This window comes from Collinsella sp. i05-0019-G5, from assembly GCF_042851345.1.
Classification (GTDB): domain Bacteria; phylum Actinomycetota; class Coriobacteriia; order Coriobacteriales; family Coriobacteriaceae; genus Collinsella.
On the sequence record NZ_AP031421.1, the window covers coordinates 320,895 to 346,089 of the forward strand.

Annotated in this window: 21 protein-coding genes; 16 read left to right on the plus strand and 5 right to left on the minus strand. The window is 61.7% G+C overall.

Annotated features, from left to right (window positions below; translation table 11 throughout):
- Positions 1-43: 43 nt before the first annotated feature.
- The 3 genes from ACGHIZ_RS01330 (at position 44) to ACGHIZ_RS01340 (ending at position 2,637) form a co-directional block, all read left to right on the plus strand.
- Positions 44-907, plus strand: a complete 864-nt coding sequence (locus tag ACGHIZ_RS01330) for a phosphatase PAP2 family protein (RefSeq protein ID WP_390448593.1) — start codon at positions 44-46, stop codon at positions 905-907.
- Positions 908-952: 45 nt separating this feature from the next.
- The gene (locus ACGHIZ_RS01335; protein ID WP_271737325.1) at positions 953-1,978 is read left to right on the plus strand and encodes a low specificity L-threonine aldolase; all 1,026 of its coding nucleotides are present in this window, start codon (positions 953-955) and stop codon (positions 1,976-1,978) included.
- Positions 1,979-2,055: 77 nt separating this feature from the next.
- Positions 2,056-2,637: a GNAT family N-acetyltransferase gene (locus ACGHIZ_RS01340; RefSeq protein WP_118080704.1), complete on the plus strand. Its 582-nt coding sequence runs from the start codon at positions 2,056-2,058 to the stop codon at positions 2,635-2,637.
- 47 nt (positions 2,638-2,684) lie between these two features.
- Here the strand turns inward: ACGHIZ_RS01340 and ACGHIZ_RS01345 are convergent, their stop codons facing one another.
- Positions 2,685-3,407: a GntR family transcriptional regulator gene (locus tag ACGHIZ_RS01345; RefSeq protein ID WP_390448597.1), complete on the minus strand. Its 723-nt coding sequence runs from the start codon at positions 3,405-3,407 to the stop codon at positions 2,685-2,687.
- 205 nt (positions 3,408-3,612) lie between these two features.
- On the opposite strand from ACGHIZ_RS01345, the gene ACGHIZ_RS01350 reads away from it, so the two are divergent.
- From ACGHIZ_RS01350 to ACGHIZ_RS01380, 7 genes are all read left to right on the plus strand, one after another.
- On the plus strand, positions 3,613-4,605 hold the full coding sequence (locus tag ACGHIZ_RS01350; protein ID WP_006235139.1) for an SIS domain-containing protein: 993 nt from the start codon (positions 3,613-3,615) through the stop codon (positions 4,603-4,605).
- A gap of 402 nt (positions 4,606-5,007) precedes the next feature.
- Positions 5,008-6,090 carry a DMT family transporter gene (locus ACGHIZ_RS01355; protein WP_390448600.1) on the plus strand — a complete coding sequence of 361 codons (1,083 nt, stop codon included), beginning with the start codon at positions 5,008-5,010 and terminating at the stop codon, positions 6,088-6,090.
- Between the two features lie 183 nt (positions 6,091-6,273).
- On the plus strand, positions 6,274-7,197 hold the full coding sequence (locus ACGHIZ_RS01360; protein ID WP_117746781.1) for a PTS mannose/fructose/sorbose transporter subunit IIAB: 924 nt from the start codon (positions 6,274-6,276) through the stop codon (positions 7,195-7,197).
- A 36-nt stretch (positions 7,198-7,233) separates the two neighbouring features.
- Positions 7,234-8,028, plus strand: coding sequence for a PTS sugar transporter subunit IIC (locus ACGHIZ_RS01365; protein WP_195246997.1), 795 nt, complete (start codon positions 7,234-7,236; stop codon positions 8,026-8,028).
- Between the two features lie 13 nt (positions 8,029-8,041).
- Complete coding sequence (locus ACGHIZ_RS01370; protein WP_390448604.1) at positions 8,042-8,875, plus strand: PTS system mannose/fructose/sorbose family transporter subunit IID; 834 nt, start codon at positions 8,042-8,044, stop codon at positions 8,873-8,875.
- Between the two features lie 199 nt (positions 8,876-9,074).
- On the plus strand, positions 9,075-10,058 hold the full coding sequence (locus ACGHIZ_RS01375) for an SIS domain-containing protein (RefSeq protein ID WP_390448607.1): 984 nt from the start codon (positions 9,075-9,077) through the stop codon (positions 10,056-10,058).
- A gap of 156 nt (positions 10,059-10,214) precedes the next feature.
- Positions 10,215-10,844: an HAD family hydrolase gene (locus ACGHIZ_RS01380; protein WP_390448610.1), complete on the plus strand. Its 630-nt coding sequence runs from the start codon at positions 10,215-10,217 to the stop codon at positions 10,842-10,844.
- Between the two features lie 172 nt (positions 10,845-11,016).
- Here the strand turns inward: ACGHIZ_RS01380 and ACGHIZ_RS01385 are convergent, their stop codons facing one another.
- On the minus strand, positions 11,017-12,255 hold the full coding sequence (locus tag ACGHIZ_RS01385; protein WP_055310779.1) for an IS110 family transposase: 1,239 nt from the start codon (positions 12,253-12,255) through the stop codon (positions 11,017-11,019).
- A gap of 504 nt (positions 12,256-12,759) precedes the next feature.
- Between ACGHIZ_RS01385 and ACGHIZ_RS01390 the strand changes: the two genes are divergently transcribed.
- The 5 genes from ACGHIZ_RS01390 to ACGHIZ_RS01410 all read left to right on the plus strand — a co-directional run bounded on the left by ACGHIZ_RS01390 (position 12,760) and on the right by ACGHIZ_RS01410 (position 18,892).
- Positions 12,760-13,767, plus strand: coding sequence for a YitT family protein (locus tag ACGHIZ_RS01390; protein WP_390448612.1), 1,008 nt, complete (start codon positions 12,760-12,762; stop codon positions 13,765-13,767).
- Between the two features lie 219 nt (positions 13,768-13,986).
- The gene (locus tag ACGHIZ_RS01395; RefSeq protein ID WP_022095156.1) at positions 13,987-14,706 is read left to right on the plus strand and encodes a GntR family transcriptional regulator; all 720 of its coding nucleotides are present in this window, start codon (positions 13,987-13,989) and stop codon (positions 14,704-14,706) included.
- 332 nt (positions 14,707-15,038) lie between these two features.
- Positions 15,039-17,021, plus strand: a complete 1,983-nt coding sequence (locus ACGHIZ_RS01400) for a RecQ family ATP-dependent DNA helicase (RefSeq protein WP_390448615.1) — start codon at positions 15,039-15,041, stop codon at positions 17,019-17,021.
- A 2-nt stretch (positions 17,022-17,023) separates the two neighbouring features.
- Positions 17,024-17,779: a GntR family transcriptional regulator gene (locus ACGHIZ_RS01405; RefSeq protein ID WP_390448618.1), complete on the plus strand. Its 756-nt coding sequence runs from the start codon at positions 17,024-17,026 to the stop codon at positions 17,777-17,779.
- Positions 17,780-17,923: 144 nt separating this feature from the next.
- On the plus strand, positions 17,924-18,892 hold the full coding sequence (locus ACGHIZ_RS01410; protein WP_349075017.1) for an SIS domain-containing protein: 969 nt from the start codon (positions 17,924-17,926) through the stop codon (positions 18,890-18,892).
- Between the two features lie 132 nt (positions 18,893-19,024).
- Here ACGHIZ_RS01410 and ACGHIZ_RS01415 read toward each other — a convergent pair whose 3' ends face one another.
- A complete protein-coding gene (locus ACGHIZ_RS01415; protein WP_117877461.1) occupies positions 19,025-20,002 on the minus strand; it encodes an L-lactate dehydrogenase in 978 nt (325 codons plus the stop codon).
- Positions 20,003-20,212: 210 nt separating this feature from the next.
- On the opposite strand from ACGHIZ_RS01415, the gene metA reads away from it, so the two are divergent.
- Positions 20,213-21,139 (plus strand): homoserine O-succinyltransferase, encoded by a 927-nt coding sequence (metA, locus tag ACGHIZ_RS01420; RefSeq protein WP_035136791.1) that lies wholly within the window; start codon positions 20,213-20,215, stop codon positions 21,137-21,139.
- 42 nt (positions 21,140-21,181) lie between these two features.
- Here metA and ACGHIZ_RS01425 read toward each other — a convergent pair whose 3' ends face one another.
- Together ACGHIZ_RS01425 and ACGHIZ_RS01430 are read right to left on the minus strand one after the other, a co-directional pair.
- Positions 21,182-21,778 carry a 5-formyltetrahydrofolate cyclo-ligase gene (locus ACGHIZ_RS01425; RefSeq protein WP_052043998.1) on the minus strand — a complete coding sequence of 199 codons (597 nt, stop codon included), beginning with the start codon at positions 21,776-21,778 and terminating at the stop codon, positions 21,182-21,184.
- Between the two features lie 315 nt (positions 21,779-22,093).
- Positions 22,094-25,129 (minus strand): insulinase family protein, encoded by a 3,036-nt coding sequence (locus ACGHIZ_RS01430; RefSeq protein WP_390448624.1) that lies wholly within the window; start codon positions 25,127-25,129, stop codon positions 22,094-22,096.
- Between the last annotated feature and the right edge of the window lie 66 nt (positions 25,130-25,195).

Below are 25,195 nucleotides of genomic sequence, written 5' to 3' on the forward strand. Positions count from 1 at the left end.
CCGCCACCTCGCAGGTTGATTCCAGCCCCATCGAAAGGAAAGCATGTTCGGATACATCTATAAGAAAGATGTCGCTATTATCGCGGCCGTCCTGTGCCTTTGTCTGGGCGTGGGCAGCTTCTTTGATTATCAGATCTCGAGTGCGCTGTTCAACATCGGCAGCATGTACGGTCGCTTTGTCGAGGCGGCCGGCGAGCTACCGTTCGAGCTGACGGCGAGCGTCGCGGGCGTTATGCTCGTGCGCGCGGTGCGTTCCGACTCCAAGGTGAGCAAGTGGCTCGCTGCGCTGGGCGTTTTGATCAACGTGGGTCTGGTCGGCTACGAGATTATCGGATCGCTGCGCGTCGGCGGCAAGCTTATTGCGTTTCAGCTGGTTCTGACGTTTGCGTTGGTCATCGCAGCCAACTTCATCGCCTACCGCCTCACGCGCACGACCGAGCCCGACGAGCTTACGCGCTGGGCGTTGATGGTGCTGGCCGTGTGGGTCGCTCAGGCCATCATCCTCAACGTCATTGTTAAGCCGTTATGGTCGCGCCCGCGCATGCGCGTGATCGAGGTCACGCCGGGGCTCAATTTTCAGCCGTGGTGGGTGATCGGCAACCCCGACAAGTGGGCCTATATCGCCGCCGGCGTGATCAAGGACGGGTTCAAGTCGTTTGCGAGCGGACACACGGCGCATGCGGCGATCGGCCTTATGCTCGCCGGGCTTCCCGCGGCAGCCTTTAAGGAAAAACCTTCGCGTCGCCGCGTGATCTTTTGGGCGGCGGTTGTTGTTGCAGCGTTCGTCGCCTTTGGGCGCATCGTGATCGGCGCGCACTTTTTGAGTGACGTGAGCTGCGGTTTTGCCCTGGTACTGGCACTTGAGTGCCTTGCCGCACGCATTGCCTATCCCAACGGCGTACAATAGCTCCGTTTGAATCATCTGGCCGATACCCGGTAAGAGAGGATTGCCATGCTCGCGTTTAACAACGATTATTCCCACGGCGCACATCCGGCAGTGCTGCAGGCGCTCGTCGACACCAATATGGAGCCGCAGCCCGGCTACGGTACCGATGCGCACACCGAGCGTGCCAAGCAGCTTATCCGCGAGGCCTGTCAGGCCCCCGATGCCGACGTGTTTTTTCTGGTGGGCGGCACGCAGGCCAACGCGACGGTGATTGACATGCTGCTCGCGCCGTACGAGGGCGTCGTTGCTGCCGAGACCGGCCACGTCGCCTGCCACGAGGCGGGCGCCATCGAGTTTGGCGGTCACAAGGTGCTCACCATCCCCGGCTACGAGGGCAAGATGCACGCCGAGGATCTGGAGAACTATATCCAGGTGTTCTACGAAAACGAGAGCTACGAGCACACGGTGTTCCCGGGCGCCGTGTACGTGAGCCTATCGACCGAGTACGGCACGCTGTACTCCAAGGCCGAGCTCGCGGCGATTCACGCAGTGTGCCAGAAGCGCGAGATTCCGCTGTTTGTGGACGGTGCCCGCCTGGCCTATGCGCTGGCGGCCGATGAGTGCGACATTACCCTGCCCGAGCTGGCGCAGCTGTGCGACGTGTTCTACATCGGCGGCACCAAGTGCGGCGCTCTGTGCGGCGAGGCTGTGGTGTTTTGCGGCATGCACACCCCGGCGCATCCCATTCCGCGTATTAAGCAGCACGGCGCGCTGCTTGCCAAGGGCCGCCTGACGGGTGTGCAGTTCGAGGCCCTTTTTACCGATGGCCTGTATTTTGAGATTGGTCGCCAGGCGATTGAGACCGCTCAGGCGCTGCGTCGCGTGCTGCACGAGCGCGGCTACCAGTTCTTCTTGGAGACGCCGACCAACCAGCAGTTTGTGATTCTGCCCAACGAGGACATGGCCCGCATTCGCGAGCATGCCTCGATCGAGTACTGGGAAAAGTACGACGATACTCACACGGTGGTGCGCTTTTGCACCAGCTGGGCCACGACGCAGGAGGATATCGACGCGTTGGCGGCTGTCCTGTAGCCTGATGTAATGACAAGGGGCCGCCCTGCGCCTGAGCTTGGCGCAGGGCGGCCTTTGCTTTTGGGGAGAAGGGTTGTATGACCGAGATGTCCGAGCCGACGATTCGCCTGGCGACGCCCGATGATGCGCCGGCGTTGCTTGCCATCTATGAGCCGTATGTGCGCCAGACGGCGATTACCTGCGAATACGAGGTGCCGAGCGTTGAGGAGTTCGCTGGGCGCATCGAGCGTACGCTCAAGCGCTATCCATATTTGGTGATGGAGTTGGACGGGCGTCCGGTAGGCTATGCCTACGTGAGTTCGCTTAACAGCCGCGAGGCGTACGACTGGTCGGTCGAGACATCGATCTACCTGGCGCGCGATGTGCGCCACGGCGGGCTGGGCCGCAAGCTGCACGACGCGCTCAAGCAATGTCTGATCGCGATGGGCATCACCAACATGTGCGCGCTCATTGCCGTGCCGCACGACAAGGACGACGAGTACCTGACGCACAACAGCCAGGATTTCCATGCCCATATGGGATATCGCCTGGTGGGCGCCTTCGACCGCTGCGCCCAAAAGTTCGGCCGCTGGTACGACATGTGCTGGATGGAGCTGGTCCTGGCCGAGCGCGTCCCTAACCAACCTAAGCCAACCTGGTTCCCCGACCTCCTCGCCTAAAACCACCACAAAGGTGCCTGTCCCCTTTGTGGTGGTTTTGGTGTTGGTTAGCCGATGGGTTCGGTGTATTTGGCACGGTCGGTGCGTTGGATGCGCTTGGAGACATGGAGCGGGCGGCCGTCGGTGTCGTAGACGTAGTCGGTGATCAGGATTAGTGCCTGCCCGCGCTCGACGTTGAGCAAAAACGCCTCGTTTTGCGAGGCGTAGCACACCTCAAAGGTCTTATGCCCCTGTGCCGGCGCGCGATGGAATTCTTGGCGCAGCGTCGCGTAGAGCGAACCGTTGATATCGCGATCGATGAGCGTCTCGAAGCTTGGCGGCAGGTAGGTGGTCTCCAGGCACAGCGGCACGTCGTCCAGGTAGCGCAGACGGACAAGTTTGACGAGCTTGCTGCCCACGGCGGCGTCAAAGAACTTAGCTATGCTGCCGGCCGCCTTGGCAAAGCCCGAGTCCACGGTGCGCGTGGTGGGCTTCATGCCCTGACCTTCGACCTGCTTGGTATAGCTCGAAAACACTAGGTTGTTCTCGTGGAGCGCGGGCGTGTCGGCCACAAAGGCGCCACGCCCGCGCTCGGTGCGCACCAGGCCCTCATCAACGAGAACCTTAAGGGCGTGGCGCACGGTGCTGCGCGACAGCCCCGATTCGTCCATGAGTTCCATCTCGGACGGCAGCTTGTCTCCGCGTGCGTAGATGCCGGCGGCGATGCGGTCACGCAACATGCCCGCCAAGCGCTCGTATTGGCTCAGTTTCTTTTTAGATGAGACGCTCATATTGCCAACCTATATCTAACTTGTATGCCTATCTAAGCAAGCATGTATTTAATACAACAACAAAACCGCTGGTAACGAGCAATCGAAAACCACAGCAGCAAAATTTCTAAGTCAAATATAGCATACAACTAGTCGACATCGTTAAAACATGTATGTAACTTGTATGCCATCGAGAGCATCAAACGAGAAGAAAGGCTGATGCACGATGACTACTCAGGAACAGGTTAAGGACGTCGTCTCCCAGGTTTTGGCTGACAAGGCAGACAAGGGCGGCATCAAGCGCGTCGTGTGGATTGGCGCTGGCGGATCCAACGGTGGCAACTATCCTGCTCAGTATTTTATGGAGCACGAGGCCACGCAGGTCGTGAGCTCCAGCTACACCAGCAACGAGTTCGTGCACGCCACCCCGGCCTACGTCAACGAGAACACCCTGGCCGTCGTCGTGTCCATGCGCGGCACCAAGGAGACCATCGTTGCCGCCCAGGTCGCCAAGGACCACGGCGCCAGTACCATCGCCATCTATGTTGACGAGTCCGGCCTCACCGAGGTCTGCGACTACAAGATCCAGTACGACAGCCTGGCCGTCGACGAGTCCTGCATGGGTCGCACCAACTCCGCCGTCGTGACCATGATCGCCATGGAGCTCACGCAGCAGACCGAGGGCTATGCCGAGTACGAGACCGCTATGGCCGCGTTTGACTTGGTCGACCCCATCTATCGTAAGGCCGTCGAGTACACCCGTCCGCTCGCTGCCAAGTGGGCCGAGCAGAACGCCGACAAGCCCTGCATCAACGTCATGGCCCAGGGCCCGCTCTTTGGTGCCGCCTACGTCTTTAGCATCTGCAACGTGCAGGAGATGCTGCAGATCGACTCTTGCACCATCAACACCTGCGATTTCTTCCATGGCCCCTTCGAGATCCTGGACAAGCGCACCTCGCTGTTCCAGCTCATCAGCGTCGGCCGCAGCCGCTGCAACGACGAGCGCGGCATCCGCTTCGTCAACCAGTACGGTGGCGAGCGCGTCTATCAGCTCGACGCCAAGGAGCTCGGCCTTAACGACATCAAGGACAGCGTGAGCGAGTACTTCAACCACCTGATCTTTGCCCCGATCCTCAACAACGTGTACATGCGCGCGCTCTCTGCCGTCACCCACAAGGACTACATGACGCGCCGCTACATGTGGAAGCTGGACTACTAAGAGCTACGCGGTTTTACCAAACCGCGTAACGGGCCGACGCTGCAAACCCACCTGAGCGGCAATCTGCCTTTCAGCTTCAGCGGCATGACCAGAAGGTCAATGCCGCTTCGCTTCAAGGCACCTTGCTCGCTCAGGTGGGTTTTCGCTGGCGTTGCCAAAGCATCGGCGTCGCCTTGGTCCAGATGTGGCACTTGGGGACAGTCCTAGTCGTTGGACGTTCTTAAATGACTAGTCATCCAAGGACGTCCCCAACGACTACTCATTTAAGTACGTCCCTAATGAGTACCCAATGAGTGTGTGGGCGAGCGGATTTTCCCGCTCGCCGATTTGTGTCTTGAAAAATGTATATAACGACTATAACGTAGTGTGAAACATATTGGAAACAATACCGAGGAGGCTGCGTTGAAGAAAAGCAATCTGGGCTATGTGCTGGTGCTGATCGCCGCGCTTATGTGGGGCAGCATCGGAATCTTTGTAAACGGCATCTCGGCCATGGGCGTTTCGTCCCAGAGCATGGCCGCCTTTCGCTTGTTGGTCGGAGCGCTTATCTTGGCACCGGTCCTGATGTTTATGGGCTGCCGTCCGGGTGAGGGGTCTACCGTGGCTCAGGGTCCGCTGGCCCTGTTCAAGGCAAGCCCTAAAGAGCTTGTTCCCTGCGCGCTTGTCGGTATCGTCGGTTTGGCCGCCGCCAACACCTGCTATTACGAGTGCATGGGCGAGGTGGGCATGTCCACGGCCTCGGTGCTGCTCTATACCTCGCCGGTGTTTGGCGTCGTGCTCGGCCGCGTGCTTTATCGCGAGGACGTGACCCCCAACAAGCTCGTTGCCATTGTCTTTAACATCGTTGGCTGTGTACTTGCAGTGACCAATGGCGACCTTTCCGGTTTCCATTTTTCGGTTTGGGGCGTCACGTCGGGCGTGATTGCAGGCCTTTGTGGTGCGTCGCTCGCGGTGTTTAGCCGAATAGCAACCAAGACGGTCCACCCGCTGGCTGTCACGTTTTGGGGTTTTGTTTTTGGCGGTGCGGTTATGGCGGCCATCGCGGCTCCGTGGCCGGATGTCGCTGCGGCAATGTCGCCACAGCTGTTGTTGTTGTTCCTTGGCTTTGGACTCATCCCCACAGCCGTGGCCTACATCTTATATATGCAGGGTCTGTCCATGGGGCTCGAGACGTCGAAAGTTCCCGTCGTAATGTCATTCGAGACGGTCGTCACCGTACTGGTGGGCATTGGTGTCTATGCCGAGTCCGCCGGCGCGATCAAGGTTCTGGGCATTGTGCTTGTGCTCGCATCCATCCTGATCATGAACACCGACTTCTCCAAGCTGCGCAACAGTGTGTTTGTCGGTCATGTCATTGAGAGCATGACCTTTAAGCCCAACGCGTGGTGGACCGAAAAATCTCAGGACATGGATCTGTTTAAGGAACGCACCGGCATCGCGCTGGAACCCACCGTGCAGGAAAGCCCCTGGTACTTCGTGCGATAGAGGATTGTGTGCGGCGTCTGACCTGGGGTTATCCAGCCAGCGCCGGCCTATCCAGCCCCAACGTTTCAAGTACGTTAAACCCGTCAACGGTCGATTTTCACCCGCGAACGGTCTTTATACTAATTAGCAATATAGGCAACGTATAAGACGTTATAATGACCATAACGAAAAGGAGGAGGCAAGATGAATCAGATCATTCTCGCATCTCATGGCGGCCTGGCCGCAGGCGCCAAAGACACGCTCGAGATGGTTCTCGGCGACGTGTCGAACGTCCACGTCGTGTCGCTTGCTCGTGACGACAAGGAGCCCATCACCAATAAGGTTGAGGCTATGATCGCCACGTTCAACGCGGACGACACCGTCTATGTGCTGACCGATATGCTCGGCAGCTCGGTCAACAACAACATGGTCGAGCTTTCCAAGAACGGCACGAAGTTCACGGTTGTCAGCGGTTTCAACATTCCGTTGGCACTGACGCTCGCTATGAGCCCCGTCCCCGTCAAGGGCGCCGAGCTCGCGGCCCTCATCAACGAGGCCCGCACCGGTCTGACCAACCCCAACGCACCGGTCGAGGCCGCCGCGGCTCCCGCCAAGAAAGCCAAGGCGTCCCGTCACAGCTCCGGTCCCGCCAAGATCGTCCTCGCACGTCTTGACTACCGTCTGCTGCACGGCCAGGTCGTCTTTACCTGGACCACCAAGGTTCAGGCCGAGCGCATCATCGTCGTCGACAACGCTGCCGCCAACGATGACATCAAGAAGGGCGCTCTTAAGCTGGCCAAGCCCCAGGGCGTGCGCCTGAACGTCTTCACCGTCGAGCGTGCCCTCGCCAAGATGGACAAGCTCAACACCCTCGGCGAGCGCGTCATGTTCGTCTTTGGCAACACGGCCGAGATGCTGCAGTTCTGCCAGGGCTACAAGCTCGACGCCATCAACCTGGGCGCCACCGCCAACCACGACGGTGCCGATCAGGTCGGCGGCAAGGACAGCTCCGTCTTCCTCGACGCCACCCAGAAGGCCGACGTCAACCAGCTGCTCGACATGGGCATTAAGCTCTATGTCCAGCAGACCCCTACGTATCAGAGCGTCGACATCGACGCCAAGCTGTAATCAACCAGGCTTTTGCCTGACTGAAAGGAGAAGGGTATGAATACGTTCATCAGTGCGGTGCTCGTCGGCCTCGTCGGCGTGTTCTGCATGTGGGACTCCCGCCTGCTCGGTCGTCTTAACTTCGAGCAGCCCCTCGTTGGCGCTACGCTCGTCGGTCTGCTGCTGGGCGATGTGCCCACCGGCCTTGCCGTCGGTGCCGCCGTCGAGCTCGTGTCCATGGGCCTGGTGCAGGTCGGCGCCGCCGTTCCGCCCGATATGGTCCTGGGCGGCATCGTGGCCGCTGCCTTTGCGTGCCTGACCGACGCTTCCGCCGAGACCGCCATGACGATCGCCATCCCGGTCGCCGTCCTGGGTCAGCTCCTCGGCATCGTGTTCCGTTCCATCATCGCCGTCCTCACCCATGTGGCAGATAACGCGATCGATAACGGAAAGTTCAAGACCGCCTACCGTATGCACATCTGCGCCGGCTCCGGTCTGTACGCCATCATGTACTTCCTGCCGATCTTCCTCGCCGTTTTTGTTGGCACCGACCTGGTTCAGGCCATCGTCAACATGGTTCCCGAGTGGCTGTCCACTGGTCTTAACGTTTCGACCAAGATCATGACCGCCTACGGCTTGGCCCTGCTGCTCACCATGATGATCAAGAAGGGTATGACTCCGTTCCTGTTCATCGGTTTCCTGCTCGCCGCTTACCTCAACCTGTCCGTCATCGCGGTCGCTCTGATCGGTGTGTGCCTGGCTGTCGTCTTCATGGGCTTCAAGTTCAACGGTTCCCATGCAGCCGCCGGTGTCGATTCCGACTACGATCCGCTCGAAGACGACGAAGACTAAGGAGGAACACACTATGGCAACCGCAACCAAGGACGTGTCCCTGAACAAGAAGGTCAGCCAGTTCTTCTGGCGCTCCTGGGCCATCCAGGCCTCTTGGAACTACGAGCGTCAGATGAACATGGGCTTCCTCTACGGTATGGTTCCCACGCTCGATCGCCTCTATCCGGACGAGTCCGACCCCAAGCAGCTTGCTGCTAAGAAAGAGGCTTACCACCGTCACATGGCGTTCTACAACTGCACCCCGCAGACGAGCGCTTTCATCCTGGGCCTCGCCGCCTCCATGGAGGAGGAGTACGCCAAGGATCCCGAGAACTTCAACCCCGATTCGATTAACGCGGTCAAGACCTCCCTTATGGGCCCGCTTTCCGGCATCGGTGACTCCTTCTTCCAGGGCACCATCCGCGTTATCGCCTTTGGCTTGGGCGTTCAGCTGGCTCAGCAGGGCTCCATCATGGGCCCGATCCTGGCCCTTCTCATCTCCATCGTCCCCTCCGTGCTGATTACTTGGTTCGCAGCCAAGATGGGCTATCAGGGCGGCCACGAGTACCTGAGCAAGCTTCAGGGCGGCGACCTCATGGAGAAGCTCATGTATGTCTGCGGCATCGTGGGTCTTATGTCCGTGGGCGGCATGATCGCCACGCTGATCGGCGCCACCACCCCGCTGCAGTTCGCTGAGGGCACCGTCGTTATCCAGGACATCCTGGACAGCATGATGCCCCAGATGATCTCCCTTGGCCTCACCGGCCTTATGTACTGGCTCATCAAGAAGAACGTCAACACCGGTTGGCTTCTCGTGATCGCCATTGTGGGCGGCATCGCCCTCTCCGCGGTCGGCATCCTGGCTTAGTCGCGACTAAGCGCCTAACCGCTTTCCCCCGGGGGCCTGCCTGGCATCCCATACCCCAGGCAGGCTTCCATCCCCAAAATGCGACAATGGGACAGTCCCTTTGTCGCATCCTCAACGGGCCGGCGACTCGGTCCAAACCACGGTAACCCTGCGAGCGCCCGGCAATGTGGCGCCGCAAAAATTGAAAGGAATGTGTCAGATGTACGAGATCGACCTTAACCTCCCTAAGCAGATCGTCGCTGACGTCCTGTCCAACCACGAGATCCACAGCGTCGCTTTCGTCGGCTGCGGCGCCTCCATGTCCGACCTTTACCCCGCCAAGTACTTCCTGGCCAACAACACGGACAAGCTGAACGTTCAGATCTTCACTGCTAACGAGTTCAACTACGACACGCCTTCCTGGGTCAACGAGCACACCTTCGTGATCACCTGCTCCCTCGGTGGCTCCACGCCCGAGACCGTCGAGGCCAACAAGACCGCCAAGAAGCACAACTGCCCGGTCGTCTCCCTCACCAACAAGGCTGGCTCCGCTCTGACCGTCGACGCTGACTACGTCATCGTTCACGGCTTCCACGCCAACTTCGCTGCCAAGTGCGAGAAGCCCGGCTACGCCATCGCTCTTGCTGTCGAGATCCTTCAGCAGACCGAGGGCTATGACCACTACGAGGACATGATCACCGGCCTCACCAACGTCTTCGATCTCTGCGAGAACGCTGCTCAGTCCTGCAAGAAGCTCGCCAAGAAGTTCGCCGAGGACTTCAAGGACGACAAGATGATCTACTTCATGGCTTCCGGTGCCTCCGAGAAGATGGCTTATTCTCACGCCGCCTTCCTGTTCACCGAGATGCAGTGGATCGACGCCGCCGCCTACAACACCGGTGAGTACTTCCACGGCCCGTTCGAGGTTTCCACCGAGGGTAAGCCCTACGTCTTCTTCATGTCCGATGGCGCTACCCGTCCGATGGACGCCCGCGCCCTCACCTTCCTTAAGCGCATGGGCGCCAAGGTCGCTCTGATCGACTCCAAGGACTACGGCCTGGCTGACGCCGTGCCCGCGAGCGTCGTCACCTACTTCAACCCGCTGCTGCACCTCGCCGTTATGCGCGAGTACGGCAACCAGATCGCCGAGGCCCGTCAGCACCCGCTGACCATGCGTCGCTACATGTGGAAGCTTTCCTACTAATCACAAGTAAGTAGACCTTACGGGTTGATTGAGAGGGGATGGGGTTTGCGCCCCGTCCCCTTTTTGCTTTGGGGGCGTGTCTGTCGCGTCGCAAAACACCAGATAAAACCTACCAAAATAAACCTGTCCCTTTTTGGCAGGTGGGAGGAGATGCGTATGATCAAGGCAGTGCTGTTTGATATGGACGGCGTGCTGGTCGATACCGAGTGGTTCTACAACCGTCGCCGCGTGGCGTTTATGGAGGAAAAGGGGTTCCACTTTGACGAGATCCCCGATCTTTCGGGGTCTAACGAGCCTGCCATCTGGAAGTCGCTGGTGCCCGACGATGTTGAGCTGCGCGAGCGCTTGCGCGTTGAGTACAAGCAGGTCTACAGCCCGGTTCACCCTGTTCCGTATGCCGAGCTGCTCAACGAGCAGACGGAGCCGGTGATGCGCGAGCTGCACGAGCGCGGCGTCAAGTGTGCCATCGCGAGCTCGTCCTATCGCGAGCTTATTGACGAGCTGGTGGAGATTGCCGGTATCGCCGACGTGCTGGACTACACCATCAGTGGTCACGAGTGCAGCGCGTTTAAGCCCGACCCCGAGATCTACCTGCGCGCCATGGAGGCGCTGGGGGTGGAGCCTGCCGAGTGCCTGGTTATCGAGGATTCGCCTTTGGGCATCGAGGCCGGCAAGCGCTCCGGCGCCCGCGTCCTGGCGCTGCGTCCGCACGAGGGTGTCAATCTGGATCAGTCCGCCGCCGACGTTGTCATCGACAACCTGACCGACATTTTGGCCGCTTTGTAGTGTCAATCCGCCGCGAGAAGCACGGGTTCAAACGTTTTTTGCGGTGGACTGGCTCAATTTGGTTTCGATTTTGATCCGTTTGGCTTCGATTCGGGCTAAGTGAGTAGACTTTTTGGCGCAGGCCGAGCACAAAGTGCATCTGCTCTAGTAAAACCGACGCTCCTATAAGTTGTCAAGAGGCAGTTTGCGGGAGCGCTCTCTCCAATTCGCACAGGAGCTCGTAATACCTCCTCTCCAGTTTCGTCGACCGCCGTTTCCCCCGTTCCAAGTGCCCGAGTGTGGCTGCGGACAGGCCGAGCTCCGCGGCGGCTTTCTTCTGAGTCACCCGCATCGCCTTGCGCATCTTCGCGAGCTCGGGGCCTTCCGGCGCGGCGCCGTCGGGGTTCGGGTCCATGAGCACGTGGTACACCTCCCGCGCTATGTAGCGCTTCAGGCAGCGGACCGCCTCCCGCCGGGACTTCCCCTCGGAGGTCCGCCTCGCCACGTACCTCCTCGTCCTCTCGTCGTACGCCATGCGCTTGATCGCGATCTCGTAGAGCGCCCAGTTCGCCTGCCGGTTGCCGCCGCGGTTGAGCCTGTGCCGGTCCGTCTTCCCGCTCGACGCGGGGATCGGGGAGGCGCCGCACATCATCGAGAACGCCGCCTCGCCCTTCAGCCTGCCGGGGTTGTCGCCGGCGGCCACGACCAGGGCGGCGGCGGTCGTGGTGCCGCAGCCCTCGACGCCGAGCAGCGCGGGCGCGTTCGCCTCCAGCAGCGCGCGGATGCGCTCGTCGAGGGACTCGACCTGGCTGCGGGCCTCCTTCCAGACCGCCGCGACGGACCGCAGCGAGGCCAGCACGCTCTCCTCGAGCGCGTCGCCCGCCTTCCTCCCGCGCGCGAGCAGCGGCATGAGGTCCTTCGGCCGCTCGCGGCCCCTGAACCGCTCCCTCAGGGCGCTCGGGGCCGTCGTGAGCATCGACTTCGCGCAGGCCACGCAGGACGTGGACGTCGCGACGGCCAGCCTGCGCGCGACGTAGAGCTGGCGCACCGCCTCGACCCAGCCGTCCTGCGACTTCGGCACGGAGCAGCCCTTCCCGGACGCCGCCTTGCGCGCCGCGCGCTCGGCGTCCAGCGGGTCGCTCTTCCCCTCGCCGGGCCTCACCTTGTCCCTCTTGGGCCTGAGCACCTCGACGACGTTGTACCCGAGCTCCACGAGCCTCCTTGTCAGCCCGGCCCCGTACGATGCCGTGCCCTCGACGCCGACGACCATGCAGCTCCCCGGGTCGCCTATCGCCTCCGCCAGCCTGTCGTAGCCCTCGGGGTCGGCCCCGAAGCTCCCGCTCCAGATCTTCCTCCCGAGGCCGTCGAGCAGGCACAGAACATGCACGTCCTTGTGCGTGTCGACGCCCGCGATGACCGTTTCGCCTTCCATTTTCGCTCCCCTCGGTCTGCCGCCTGCTCCGCGCCCGGGTCTCCCAGACATTGCACTGACGGGAGCGCTACAATCCAATTGGCTTGTCCGATTGTCCGCGCTCATGCTCCTATTAGGTCATGGCAGGACTCCGGGACGCGGATGCCGGGGCGAGACAGGTCGGATTTGAGGACGGCCGAAGAGGCGTCAGCAGGTCAGTGGGTCATCGTCCCGGCATTCAGCATCAGGGTAGCGCTGCGACGCGGAAATCGCGCGCCGTTGCCGCGCCCCGCAGTGCCCGCTTCCCCCGAGAACAATTATCAGTGCAGGTCACAGAGGTGGCTGTTTTGGGTGTGCTCGGCAGATCGTAAAAAGTCTACTCACTTGGAATTTAGCCCTTTGGTCGTGGGGGTTGCTGGTCCCGTTTTGGTTGTCGAGAGAGGGTGAATTGAAGCGCCCCCGCACGCTCCATGCTACAATCGCGGGCATGCCCCACAACTACATCTGCCTTCGAAGGGAGCCTACGTGGCGAACGCCATCGAACAGCTCACGGACCGCGTGCTCGTGCTCGGCCGCCTCACCATCGTCCGCCGCGCCATTACCGCCGTGGCGGTCACCATTTCTGCCGTTCTCCAGACATTTCTGATCCAGGCGTTCATTCAACCCGCCGACTTGCTTCCGAGCGGTCTCACCGGCGTCGCGGTCCTACTCGATCGCGTTACCTCGCTCGGCGGCGTTCACATCGACATTTCGCTCGGTATGCTCGCGCTCAACATCCCCGTGGCGCTCCTATGCTGGAGCGGCATTAGCAAGCGCTTCGTCATCTTCTCGATGATGCAGGTCGTGCTCTCGTCGCTGTTCCTCAACGTCTTTCACTTCGCTCCATTTTTGGGCGACAAGATCATGCTCATCATTTTTGGCGGCGTGGTCTCGGGTCTGGGCGCTGCCATCGCACTTAAATCCGGCGCATCCACCGGCGGCACCGACTTTATCGCGCTGTGGGTTTCCAACCACACGGGCAAGACCATCTGGGGCGTCATCTTTGGTTTCAACTGCTTTATCCTGGCGATCTTTGGCTTTATGTTTGGCTGGGACAAGGCGGCGTATTCCATCGTGTTCCAGTTTATTTCGACCAAGACCATCGACAGTTTCTATCGTCGCTACGATCGCGTGACGCTGCAGATTACGACGCGCAAGGCAGACGAGGTCATGACTGCCTACGTAAACCATTTTCAGCACGGCATTAGCTGCGCCGAGGTCGTCGGCGGATACAGCCGCGAAAAGATGTACCTGCTGAACACCGTTGTTTCGACCTACGAGAGCCAGGACATTATCAAGTTGGTGTGCGACGTTGATCCCGGCGCCGTGATCAACGTGTTCCACACGCTCAACTTTGTGGGCGGCTGGTGGGGCGGTCATGTCGACGAGCCCATGCCCACGGCCGTTCCCGATCCCGACAAGCCCGCACGCATGGCCAGCAGGCAGGCGCGCCTCAGCGAACAGGACAGCCTGCAGCAGGACGACGGCAAGTAGGGTATTGGCATTTTGCCGGTCCTGCGCAACCCATCCGAACGAGCCCCCCCGAAAGCCCCGTTGCTTTCGAGGGCTCTCGTTTGCCCAGATAAAACCTACCAAAATGAAGCTGTCGCTTTTTGGTAGGGAGGGTGTATCGTTTTATCAATATGAGGTAACATGAAACTAGACGTTATATACGTATTAGAAATTTAGCTATTTTGATAAGAGTGATCAGATATGCCTGCGCCCAAAAATGCACCGCTTTACCAGCAGATTTATGACGAAATCAAGGATGCGATCGAGAAAGGTGTTTATGCACCCAAGGAGCGTATTCCGTCCGAGCTTGAACTAGCCGAGCAGTACGAGGTGAGCCGTATTACGGTGCGCCGCGCTGTCGAGGAGCTGTGCTCCGACGGCTACCTGGTTAAGCAGCAGGGCCGTGGCACCTTTGTCTCCACGCCGCACATCAATCGCCAGTTTCACGCCTCGACGCTGCAGACGTTTACCGCGCTGTGTGCCGGCAACGGCATGAAGGCCGGTGCGCACGTGATCGATCGCCAGATCGTTCCGGCGCGCCAAAACGAGATGGAGTTCTTTGGCCTGCAGAAGGATGCGCTGCTGCTGCATATCAAGCGCGTGCGTACGGCCGACGGCGAGCCCATCTTTGAGGAGAACATCTTTGTGCCGTTTGATGCCTACCGTGAGCTGTTGACGGCCGATCTTGAGGACAAGTCGATTTTTGCCGAGGTCGAGCGTGTTGGCGGAACGCCGATTGTTTCGGTTGGCTACCGCACGGTCGAGGCCGTTCGTGCCAATACCGAGCAGGCGGCCGAGCTGGGCATTGCTCCGCACGATCCGCTGCTCAACCTGCGTGCCGGCTTCACGGGCCCCAATGGCGAGCCGGTCCTGATGGGTAAGCAGTACTACGTGGGATCGCGCTACGTTATGGTCATGTAGCTCTAGTTGCGCGGTTTTCCAAACCGCGCAACGGCTCGACGCTGCAAGCCCGCCAGAGCGGCAATCTGCCTTTCAACTTCGGCGGCATGACCAGAAGGTCAATGCCGCCTCGTTTCAAGGCACCTTGCTCGCTCTGGCGGGCTTTCGCTGTCCGCGCCAAAACATCGGCGTTGCCGGGCCGGCACTTGGGGACGTTCCTTTTCTGTCGGCACCTGGGGACACTCCTTAGCCGTTGGGGGCGTTCTTAAACGACTAGTCTGGGCGGCGGCCGTGTGCTGCTGTCCGCGTGGCGGCGTATAATCGGCGGCAGATGACTTGGACGTTAGGAAACCATGACCGATAACATGCAGCAGATGGCGCTCGACACGCTCGGCGCCTATTTTGGCTACACCTCGTTTCGCCCGGGACAGGACCGCATGGTCGATGCGATCCTTGCCGGTCGCGATGCGCTGGGTGTTATGCCCACGGGCGCCGGCAAGTCCATTTGCTACCAGGTGCCCGCGCTCATGCTGCCCGGCATCACCTTTGTGGTGAGTCCGCTGCTGTCGCTTATGGAGGACCAGACCCGTGCGTTGCTTGCGGCGGGCGCGCGGCCCAGCTATCTCAACTCCAGTCTTACTCCGGCCCAGCAAAACACTGTGCTCAAGCGGGCGCGCGAGGGCCGCTACCAGCTTATGTACGTGGCGCCCGAGCGCTTGCTCGAGCCGCGCTTTTTAGCCTTTGCGCAGGAGGCCGCGAGTTCTGCCGGCATTGGCGTGCCGCTCGTGGCCATTGACGAGGCCCACTGCGTGAGTCAATGGGGCCAGGATTTCCGCCCCGCCTACCTGCAGATTCGCGAGTTCATCGATTCCCTGCCGCAGCGCCCCATCGTGGCGGCCTTTACCGCCACGGCGACCGAGCGCGTGCGTGCGGACATTCAGCAGATGCTCGGCCTGCAAAACCCCGCGACGGTGGTGACGGGCTTCGATCGCAAGAACCTCTACTTTGGCTGCGAGGAGATGGGCGACAAGGCCAAGGCCGCGTGGGTGCGCGACTATGTGATTGCGCATTCGAGCGAGAGCGGCATCGTGTATTGCTCGACCCGCAAGACGGTCGATGCGCTGGCAGGTGAGCTTGCCGAGGCGCTGGGCCCCAGCGGCATTCGCGTTGGCCGCTACCATGCCGGCATGGGCAACGACGCCCGTTGTCAAAGCCAGCGCGCCTTTATCGACGACGATACCCAGGTGATGGTTGCCACCAACGCCTTTGGCATGGGTATCGACAAGCCTAACGTGCGCTACGTGATCCATAACAACGTGCCCGAGAGCATCGAGGCCTACTACCAGGAGGCGGGCCGCGCCGGTCGCGATGGCGACCCGGCCAGCTGCCATTTGCTGTGGAACGGCAACGATTTTCGCATGCGCCGCTTTTTGATCGATCGCGGCGACGCTGCCGACGAGGCGCTTGACGATGAGCAGCGCGCGTGGGCACTCCAGAATCGATATCGCCTGCTCAGCCAGATGGAGGGCTACTGTAATACCACCGGCTGTCTGCGCGAATACATGCTGCGCTACTTTGGCGACGAGGCCGCGGCCGAGCATGCTGCTGCGGCTGGTGCGGGCGCCACCGCCACGGATGACGCCGAGGGCTGCGGCAACTGCAGCAATTGCCTCACGCAGTTCGAGGTCGAGGACGTCACCGACATGGCCCGCGCCGCCGTGCGCTATGTGGCCATGCGGCCCATGCGCTTCGGCAAGTCGCTCATCGCCGACGTGCTCCACGGCGGCAACACCGAGCGCATTCGCCAGATGCATTTGGACGAGGACCGCGGCTACGGTGAGCTGTCGAGCGAATCGGTCGGGCGCATCAAGGACATCATCGGCCAGCTGTGCGGGCGCGGCTATTTGGCTACCTCGCAGGGGCAGTACCCGGTCGTGGGACTGGGCCCGCGCGCCGGCGAGGTCGAGGACGAGGTGTTTGCCTTTACCGTTAAGCGTCGTGCGTCCAAGCGCAAGGCCTCGGCCCGCGCCCGCCGCGCCGTCGATCTGCTGCGCGAGGAGGCCGAGCTGGATCAGCGCCCGCGTGTTGGCGACGATGCCGAGCTGTTCGAGCGCCTGCGTGCCCTCCGCAAGGAGATCTCGACGGAGCTGGAGATGGCGCCGTACATGGTCTTTTCCGACAAGGCCCTGCGCGGCCTGTGCCGCCTACGCCCACAGACGCGCGACGAGCTTATCCAGGTCAACGGCATCGGCGAGAAAAAGGCCGACGCCTTTGGCGAGCAGTTTATGGCGGCGATTGAAGAGTTTGAGTCCGAGCATGCACGGAATGGAGCATAACGATGGCATTCGACGATAAAACCGACCGCTCTGGCGCATCCGCCGTGCCGCTGTATCAGCAGGTTATGGACGACCTGAAAGGCGAGATCGCACGCGGCGTGTACGCGGCCGGCTCGCGCATTCCTTCCGAGATGGAGCTCGCGAAGTCCTACGGCGTGGGGCGCATCACCGTGCGCCGTGCCATCGAGGAGCTGTCGCGCGCGGGGTATCTCAACCGCCAGCAGGGGAGGGGCACGTTTGTGTGCGCCCCCAAGCTCAAGCGCAAGATTCGCCAGAAGGGTGACGTCCAGAGCTTTACTGAGGGTTGTGCTGCCAACGACATGGTGCCGGGTGCGCGTCTGGTGTCGCGCACGGTGGTCGCGGCGACGCACGAGGATGCGGCGTTCTTTGGCGTGGAGCCCGGCTGCGAGCTTATCGTGGTCGAGCGCGTGCGCACGGCCGACGGCATCCCCGTCATGCTCGAGAACAACGCCTTTGTGCTCGCCGACCATCCCTACCTGCAGACGCTGGCCGACGAGGACCTCACCGATAACTCAATCTTTGCGCTCGTTGCCGAGCATTCGGGTCGCGCGCCGCTCAAGTCCGACCCCTGCACCGTGGAGATTGCGCTTGCCGATACTCAGACGGCCCCGCTGCTGGAGGTGCCGGTCGGCGAGCCTCTCTTCTATATGGAGGCCTACTTTACCGACGCCGGCGGGCGCCCTCTACTGCTCGGCCGCCAAAAGATCGTGGGCTCGCGCTACGTCTTCGACATCTAACGTCCATAGATAGAACAATATAGAACAAGTTTGGTGGAATGGCTTCACGGACGTCGTCGTGCGTGCTATAAATAGGACAACATAGAACGACTGCAGGTACGAGCTGCAGTCGTTCAAAACCGCCACACAAGAAGGGGCATCACCATGAACGCACACGATCTGATTCAGGAAATCATCGAGCGCAAGGGCAAGATTGAGAACGTCTTTTGGATCGCCTGCGGCGGTTCGATGATCGACCTGATGCCGGCCAACGAGCTGCTCAAGCGCGAGGCCACCACGTTTACCTCGACGGTCTACACGGCACGCGAGTTTTGCCTGATGGCCCCCAAGAGCCTAGGGCCGAAGTCGCTCGTTATTGCCTGCAGCCACAGCGGCAACACGCAAGAGGTCGTCGACGGCTGCGAGATGGCGCTGGCGGCCGGTGCCGAGGTCGTTGCCCTCACCGACTGCGAGGGCTCCAAGATCGATAACGGCAAGTGGACCACCTGGGTCTATCCGTGGGGCGAGGGCGTGTCACAGGTCGAGGTGCCGCAGGGCATCGGCGCTCTGATCGCCGCCGAGCTGCTCGACCAGCAGGAAGGCTACGAGGCACTCGCTGACATGTACGAGGGCCTTAAGCAGATGGATGCGCTGCTGCCCGCCGCCCGCGAGAAGGTCAACGCCGAGCTGGGCGATCGCTTTGCCGAGCTCTGCCAGCAGCACAAGTTCTTCTATATCCTTGGTTCCGGCCCCAACTTTAGCCAGACCTATGCCATGGCCATCTGCTCGCTCATGGAGATGCAGTGGCAGCACTGCTGCTACATCCACTCCGGCGAGTACTTCCACGGCCCCTTCGAGGCCACCGAGCCCGGCGTGTTCTACTTTGTGCAGCTCGGATCGGGCGAGTGCCGCCCCATGGAGGAGCGCGCGCTGGCGTTCCTCAACACGCATACCGATACGGTAATGGTGCTCGATGCACTCGAGTACGGCGTGGGCGAGGTGCCCGCCAGCGTGCGTTCGTACCTGGAGCCGATCTTCTTCTACAACATGAGCTGCGAGCTGCGCGCCGCCCGCGGAAAGGTGTTCGACCACAGCCCTGAGATTCGTCGCTACATGGGCATCGAGCAGTACTAAGTAACGGGAAAAGTATTCACCTTCGATTCGCAGGGGCACTGCGTGAGTCAAAAAGCGGGCCGCGCCGGTGGGTTTCCGGCGCGGCCCGCTTAGTATCGCGCATAGATTCGCAAGGTTGCGGCAGCCAGCGGCTTACTTGGCGTCGTAGGCCTCGGTATCCCACCAGTCGAGCTGGGCGATGTTGTCGCGGATGTGCTGGCAGCTCTTGTGGAAGCCCTCGAGCTCGTGCTCGGAAAGGTCGAGTGTGTAGACCTCCTCGACGCCCTCGGCACCGATCACGCACGGCAGGGAGGTAAAGATACCCTCCTCGCCATACTGGCCGGTCATAAGCGTAGAGGCCGAAAGCACGGCGTGCTCGTTGTGCAGCACGGCGGCGCAGACGCGCGCGGCGGAGTTGGCAACGGCGTACTCGGTGCACTGCTTGCCCTGGTAGGTCACATAGCCGCCCTTGCGTGCAAGCTCCTCGACCTCCATGTGGTCGAAGGCGTACTTGTCGGGGTTCTCGGCCTGAAGCTCGTTGAGGTTTTTGCCAGCGATGGTTGCGGCCTTAAAGGCAGCAAGCTGGCTAAAGCCGTGCTCGCCGATCATGTAGGCGTCGATGGACTTGGGGCTCACGCCGACCTTCTTGGAGATCTCGGTGCGCAAGCGGGCGGAGTCCAGACCGCAGCCCGAGCCGATGATCTTCTTGGGATCGTAGCCGGTCAGGTGCCACAGCTCGGTGCACACGACGTCGCAGGGGTTGGAGATGCTCACGAAGATGCCGTCAAAGCCGGCGTCGACGATGCGCTTGGCAAAGGAGCGGGCGGCGTCGGTGGTAAAGAACAGCTCGCCGTCGCGGTTGCCGGCGGCCAGCGCGACCTTGCCGGCAGCGTTGACGATGACGTCGCAGCAGGCAAGCTCCTCGTAGTGGTCGTAGCAGTTGACGATCTTGGTGTTGTACGGGACAAACGAAAGGGAGTCGCGCAGGTCCTGGACCTCGGACGTCACTTTGGCCTCGTTGATATCGCACAGGTACAGCTCATCGGCAATGCCCTGCATGAGCAGGCTGTTGGCGACATGTGCTCCTACGTGGCCCTGGCCGACCACACCGATCTTACGCGTCTGGTACATATACGTATCCTTTCGGCCGAGTTTTTCGCGTCGAACCATTGTAGCGTCCTGCTGCCACTTTGCTAGGCTAAAGCGCCGTAGATTTTTGGACATGCCTTAATCTCTACTTTTGGAGTGATTTGGGCCGCTGACGGCATCGCTGGGCGATGTGCTCGCGCGGATGGGGCCGGTCGTTGTACCATAGCTGCAACTGACTCGTAAGGAGCATCCATGCCCATTCGCATCCCCGACGCCCTCCCTGCCGCCGCGCAGCTCGAGAGCGAGAACATCTTTGTCATGACCGAGTACCGCGCGCTGCACCAGGACATCCGTCCGCTGCGCGTGCTCATCCTCAACCTCATGCCCACCAAGATTGCCACCGAGACGCAGATCATGCGCAAGCTCTCCAACACGCCGCTGCAGGTGGAGGTGGACCTGCTGCGCACCAAGACGCACGAGGCCACGCACGTGAGCGCCGGCCACTTGGAGACGTTCTACCGCACGTTCGACGACATCCGCGACATCCACTACGACGGCCTGATCATCACGGGCGCGCCGGTGGAGCAGATGCCGTTCGAAGAGGTCGACTACTGGCCCGAGCTCTGCCAGATCATGGATTGGTCCACCACGCACGTGCACTCTACGCTGCACATTTGTTGGGGCGCGCAGGCTGGCCTGTACCATCATTACGGTATCCAGAAGTACGACCTGCCGGCAAAGGCGAGCGGTGTGTTCGAGCATTATCTGGTGAAGCCGCAAAGCCCGCTGGTCCGCGGCTTCGACGACCGTTTCTATGCCGTGCATTCGCGCAACACCGATGTGCGCCGCGAGGACGTGGAGGCCGAGCCGCAGCTTGAGGTCGTGGCCGTGTCCGACGAGGTGGGCCTGTACATCGTCAAGTCGACCGACAGCCGTCGCTTCTTTGTCTTTGGCCATCCCGAGTACGACACCGATACGCTGCGCCTGGAGTACGAGCGCGATGTGAAGCGCGGGCTCAACCCGGAGGTGCCGGCGCATTACTTCCCGGGCGACGACCCCTCCGCCGAGCCGCGTAACGTCTGGCGCAGCCAAGCTCAGCTGTTCTACACCAACTGGCTCAACTACTACGTCTACCAGACCACGCCCTACGACCTGGCCCGCGCCGGCGAGGAGCACTAGGCTGCGATGGTACTGCTGTAGCCGTGGCTGATATGGCGGCGATTAGGCGCTGATGATGTGGGGTAGCGGCAGGTCGTGAGCGTCGGTGGGAACGCGGTCGACACGCTGCTCGTCAAAGGCGATGCCGATGATTTGGCATGCGGGCGAGAGCATGGGCAGGTAGCGGTCGTAGCAACCGCCGCCGTAGCCCAGGCGCGCGCCGGTTTGGTCGAAGGCCACGAGCGGCACGACGATCATGTCGAGAGCTTCGGCAGGCACGATAGGGAAGTGGTTGCTGTCGATGTCCGTGGCCGCAAAGGCCCGCGTAGGGTGGGCGATAAACGGAGCCGCGGACGCATCGTCGGCGGCAACTGCCCGCATACACATGCGCTGGCCACAAGCCACGGTGTCTGTTGCCGAGAGCATGCACGGATAGGCCACGCGCCAGCCGCGCGCGGCGGCCGCAGCGGCAAACGCGGCAGGGTCTGCCTCGGAACCCATCGCGGCATAGACGGCAACGATGCGCGGCGCCGCGGCATCTAAGCGGCCCAGCAGCTCAACCAGCCGCGCACAGATATCAGCAGACTTCGCCGCCCGCAAGTCCAAATCAAGAGCATCGCGCTGGGCAATCACCGCCCGCCGCAACTCAGCCTTGTCCATCCCAACCTCCTCTAGCAAACTTGCCAAAAAGGGACAGGTTTATTTTGGCGGGTTTTATCTGTGCTGTGATGGGCGTCTGCGGCGGTTTGTCTCGATCTGTAACAGTAACTCGGCAAAATTGGACCTAGTTGTTACAGATTGAGACAAAAGGTCGGCGTCGTCTGGAAACGTCTCGATCTGTAACATCTGGAGCCGATATTGCCGTCTAGATGTTACAGATTGAGACAAACCGCCGCGGTGGGCTGCGCCGCCCCGCTCATGCCGCAGAAAAAAGGTAGATTTTCGGGCATGTCCCAAAAATCTACCTTTAGTGCGTTAGCCCAGCAGGTCGATGACGTTGAAGCCGGCGTTGCTCTTGGCGATGACGTCTCGGCCGCCAAAAACACAGGTTGGCGATTCGGCCGCAATGCGCGTCACGTCGGCACCGAGCGAGCGAAGCTCACCGGGCGTGGCGGCGAGCATCTGGGCGCGGCGCTCCTCGCGTGCGTGCGGATCGAGCCCGGCCAGGTAGGTCGTGTTGCGGCGCTTGGTGAGCGCGTACGGCTTCACCGGCGCGTCCATGCCGCTCACGCAGCTTACGATAAAGCCCTCAAAGGCAGCCTCGTCGGGCTCAAAGCTGCCGAGCCATTCGCCTGCGCGCGCCACACGCTCAATCGAGGGGTCGATTGCTGGGTCGCGGTAGGTGTAGAACGCCGTCTGGCGCTCGCCGGCTGCGCGGAATCCGCAGCCGTACGCACCGCCCTTCACGCGAATCTCGTTCCACAGGTAGTCGTAGGAGAGCGCGTTGGCGGCAACCGCCCAGGCGCCCGTCACGTCGATGCCCAGGCGACGCGGGTCGGACGCGCTTGCCGCAAAGCAGATATCGCTGGGGATGACGAAAGCCTCGTGGCGGTCGCGCGGCGTCGGCACCACGAGAGCGTCGCGGCCGGCATCGGCACCATCGCCCGCACCCAGCCCCAGGTCGCCCGCGGCATCCCAGTATGCGTCAAAGTCCTCGTTGCTGCCGGTAAAGCTCGCCATGCAGCCATCGGCCACAAAGATGCGCTCCGCCAGCTCGGCAAGCTTGGTACGCAGCCCGTCCACGCGCTCGTCAAAGTGCTCGAGCAGATTGCGCAGGAACAGGTAGAAATCTACGCCCGAAAGCTGCTCGCGCACCACGGCCGAAGGCGAGCTGTAGCTCATCGCGCGACCCAGCGCCGCCGAGTGGCCGTTGTTGATAAAGCCCTGCTCAAGCCCAATGCGAATCTGCGTGAGCACGTCGCGAACGCGGTCGGCGTCGGCATCGAGCAAAAGCGTGCTCGACCACACCTCGCGCGGCAGGCTTGCCAGTGCGTCGATCTTTTCGGACAGGGCGCCGGCGCTCACCAGCAGGTAGGGGCGCACGTCGTCCACGTCGGGCTGCGTCATGACCTCGGTCGTAAAGCTCAAAAAGCCGAGCTTGCCGGCGAGCAAGTTGTCGAGTTCCTCGGCCGAGTGCTCGCGCGTGGGCAGCTGCTTGAGCAGGCGGCAGAGCAACGTCACGTAGGGCAGGTCCTCAAATGCGACGCAGCTCAGGTCGAAGTACTGCATGGCGTAGGCCAGGCGGTTAGTGGGGATGCCATGGCGCAGGCAGGGGATGGGCGCGGTTGTGTCCACAACGAGCGGCGGCTCGGGGCGCGCCTCGCCAATGTCGGACACGCGCAGGCGCGGCAGCGTGGCCTTGGCCTCGGGTGTGTCTTCCGCCTCCTGCGCGGCACGCAGCGCGGCCGTGCGCTCGACCACGTCGGTCAGCTCGGCATCGGTCATGGCATCGCGCTTGGCTGCCAGCTCGGCGGCCTCGGCACCCTCCGAACCCTCGGCGGCGTCCACCGGCACCAGCTCGACCAGTGCCATGTGGTCGTTTTCCAGCACCAGCTCGCGCAGCAGGTCCTCAAAATAGCTGCCGTCCAGCTCGCTACGCAGCTCCTCGTACACCGGGCCGTACTTGAGCGCCAGCGTCGCGGCGTCGTCATCGTAGAGCCAGGTGCTCAGCGCGTCGCACGCAATGGCCACGCCGTCGGCGATGCCATAGTCACGCTGGCGCAGGTCGTACTCGTTGCTGCTGATGATGGCTTCCAGACGCTCGCGCGGAACTCCGTGCTCGCACAGGTCGCGGCAGGCGTCCTGGAACACGCGACGCAGCTCGCGCGCCACACCGGGCTGTGCGTTTTGCAGCATGATGAGCTCGTAGGGCTGCAGGCTCTCGGCCGCGGTGTAGCTCACCACGTTGCCGCCCAGGCCGGCGGCCAGAATGGCCTTCTTAACCGGCGCTTCGTTGGAGCCCAGCAGCGCCTCGAACAGGATATCCGCCGCGATCGTGCGCTTGCGGTCGAGCGCGCTGCCCAGCACAAGGCCCAGGCCCACCAGGGCGTTCTCGGGTGTGGTGGCCATCTCGATGCGCTTGTACTCGCAGGTCACGGGCGCCTGCGCGTCCAACGGATTGGGCGCCAGCGTGGACGGGTCCTCGCCGGCGGCAACGGCAGCGTCCATGCGGCGGCTCGCGGCACTCGGCTGCGACAGATAGCGCTCGTCCAAAAAGGCCAGTGCGCGGTCCACGTCCAGGTCGCCGTAGAGCGTGATGTAGGAGTTGGAGGGATTGTAGTGTCGCGCGTGCGTGTCCAGGAACTGCTCGTAGGTGAGCGCGGGAATCGCGCGCGGGTCGCCGCCGCTCTCGTGCGCATAGGCGGTGTCGGGATAGAGCGCGGCGTTGACGGCATCGTCCAGCACGCTCATGGGATCGGACAGCGCGCCCTTCATCTCGTTGAACACCACGCCGTTATAACGCAGCGTGCCCTCGTGCAGGCTCGCGGCGCTGCTGTCGCCGTCGCCCTCCGGCAGGTCCAGTTCGTAGTGCCAGCCCTCCTGCTCAAAAATGGTGGGCTTGGTATAGATGGCCGGGTTGAACACCGCGTCCAGGTACACGTCCATCAGGTTGTACAGATCCTGCTCGTTGGTGGTGGCAACGGGGTAGATGGTCTTGTCGGGGTAGGTCATGGCGTTGAGGAACGTCTGCATGGAGCTCTTGATCAGGTCGACAAACGGCTCCTTGACGGGAAACTTGGCCGATCCGCACAGCACCGAGTGCTCAAGAATATGGAACACGCCGGTGGAATCGGCCGGCGGCGTTTTAAAGCCAATGGCAAAGGCCTTGTTTTCGTCGTCGCACGCCAGGTACAGCAGGCGAGCACCCGAGACAGTGTGGCGCAGCACGTAGGCGTCCGAATCGAGCTCGGGCACGGTCTCGCAACGCTCGATGGCAAAACCGTGGCAGGTGGTGCCGGGTACCAGCAGCGCGGCGGCAGCGGCGCGCGGGTCGGTTGAGGTGGTGGGCATATGCAGTCTCCTTTGACGCCCCAGCGGGGGCGAATCGAGTCGAATCCTCGAAAGTATACCCATATG

Excerpts from the sequence above, each read along its gene's own strand:
- ACGHIZ_RS01330 (WP_390448593.1), top strand. The coding sequence starts at position 44 with ATGTTCGGATACATCTATAAGAAAGATGTCGCTATTATCGCGGCCGTC.
- ACGHIZ_RS01335 (WP_271737325.1), top strand. The coding sequence starts at position 953 with ATGCTCGCGTTTAACAACGATTATTCCCACGGCGCACATCCGGCAGTG.
- ACGHIZ_RS01340 (WP_118080704.1), top strand. The coding sequence starts at position 2,056 with ATGACCGAGATGTCCGAGCCGACGATTCGCCTGGCGACGCCCGATGAT.
- ACGHIZ_RS01345 (WP_390448597.1), bottom strand. The coding sequence starts at position 3,407 with ATGAGCGTCTCATCTAAAAAGAAACTGAGCCAATACGAGCGCTTGGCG.
- ACGHIZ_RS01350 (WP_006235139.1), top strand. The coding sequence starts at position 3,613 with ATGACTACTCAGGAACAGGTTAAGGACGTCGTCTCCCAGGTTTTGGCT.
- ACGHIZ_RS01360 (WP_117746781.1), top strand. The coding sequence starts at position 6,274 with ATGAATCAGATCATTCTCGCATCTCATGGCGGCCTGGCCGCAGGCGCC.
- ACGHIZ_RS01365 (WP_195246997.1), top strand. The coding sequence starts at position 7,234 with ATGAATACGTTCATCAGTGCGGTGCTCGTCGGCCTCGTCGGCGTGTTC.
- ACGHIZ_RS01370 (WP_390448604.1), top strand. The coding sequence starts at position 8,042 with ATGGCAACCGCAACCAAGGACGTGTCCCTGAACAAGAAGGTCAGCCAG.
- ACGHIZ_RS01375 (WP_390448607.1), top strand. The coding sequence starts at position 9,075 with ATGTACGAGATCGACCTTAACCTCCCTAAGCAGATCGTCGCTGACGTC.
- ACGHIZ_RS01380 (WP_390448610.1), top strand. The coding sequence starts at position 10,215 with ATGATCAAGGCAGTGCTGTTTGATATGGACGGCGTGCTGGTCGATACC.
- ACGHIZ_RS01385 (WP_055310779.1), bottom strand. The coding sequence starts at position 12,255 with ATGGAAGGCGAAACGGTCATCGCGGGCGTCGACACGCACAAGGACGTG.
- ACGHIZ_RS01395 (WP_022095156.1), top strand. The coding sequence starts at position 13,987 with ATGCCTGCGCCCAAAAATGCACCGCTTTACCAGCAGATTTATGACGAA.
- ACGHIZ_RS01400 (WP_390448615.1), top strand. The coding sequence starts at position 15,039 with ATGACCGATAACATGCAGCAGATGGCGCTCGACACGCTCGGCGCCTAT.
- ACGHIZ_RS01405 (WP_390448618.1), top strand. The coding sequence starts at position 17,024 with ATGGCATTCGACGATAAAACCGACCGCTCTGGCGCATCCGCCGTGCCG.
- ACGHIZ_RS01410 (WP_349075017.1), top strand. The coding sequence starts at position 17,924 with ATGAACGCACACGATCTGATTCAGGAAATCATCGAGCGCAAGGGCAAG.
- ACGHIZ_RS01415 (WP_117877461.1), bottom strand. The coding sequence starts at position 20,002 with ATGTACCAGACGCGTAAGATCGGTGTGGTCGGCCAGGGCCACGTAGGA.
- metA (WP_035136791.1), top strand. The coding sequence starts at position 20,213 with ATGCCCATTCGCATCCCCGACGCCCTCCCTGCCGCCGCGCAGCTCGAG.
- ACGHIZ_RS01425 (WP_052043998.1), bottom strand. The coding sequence starts at position 21,778 with ATGGACAAGGCTGAGTTGCGGCGGGCGGTGATTGCCCAGCGCGATGCT.
- ACGHIZ_RS01430 (WP_390448624.1), bottom strand. The coding sequence starts at position 25,129 with ATGCCCACCACCTCAACCGACCCGCGCGCCGCTGCCGCCGCGCTGCTG.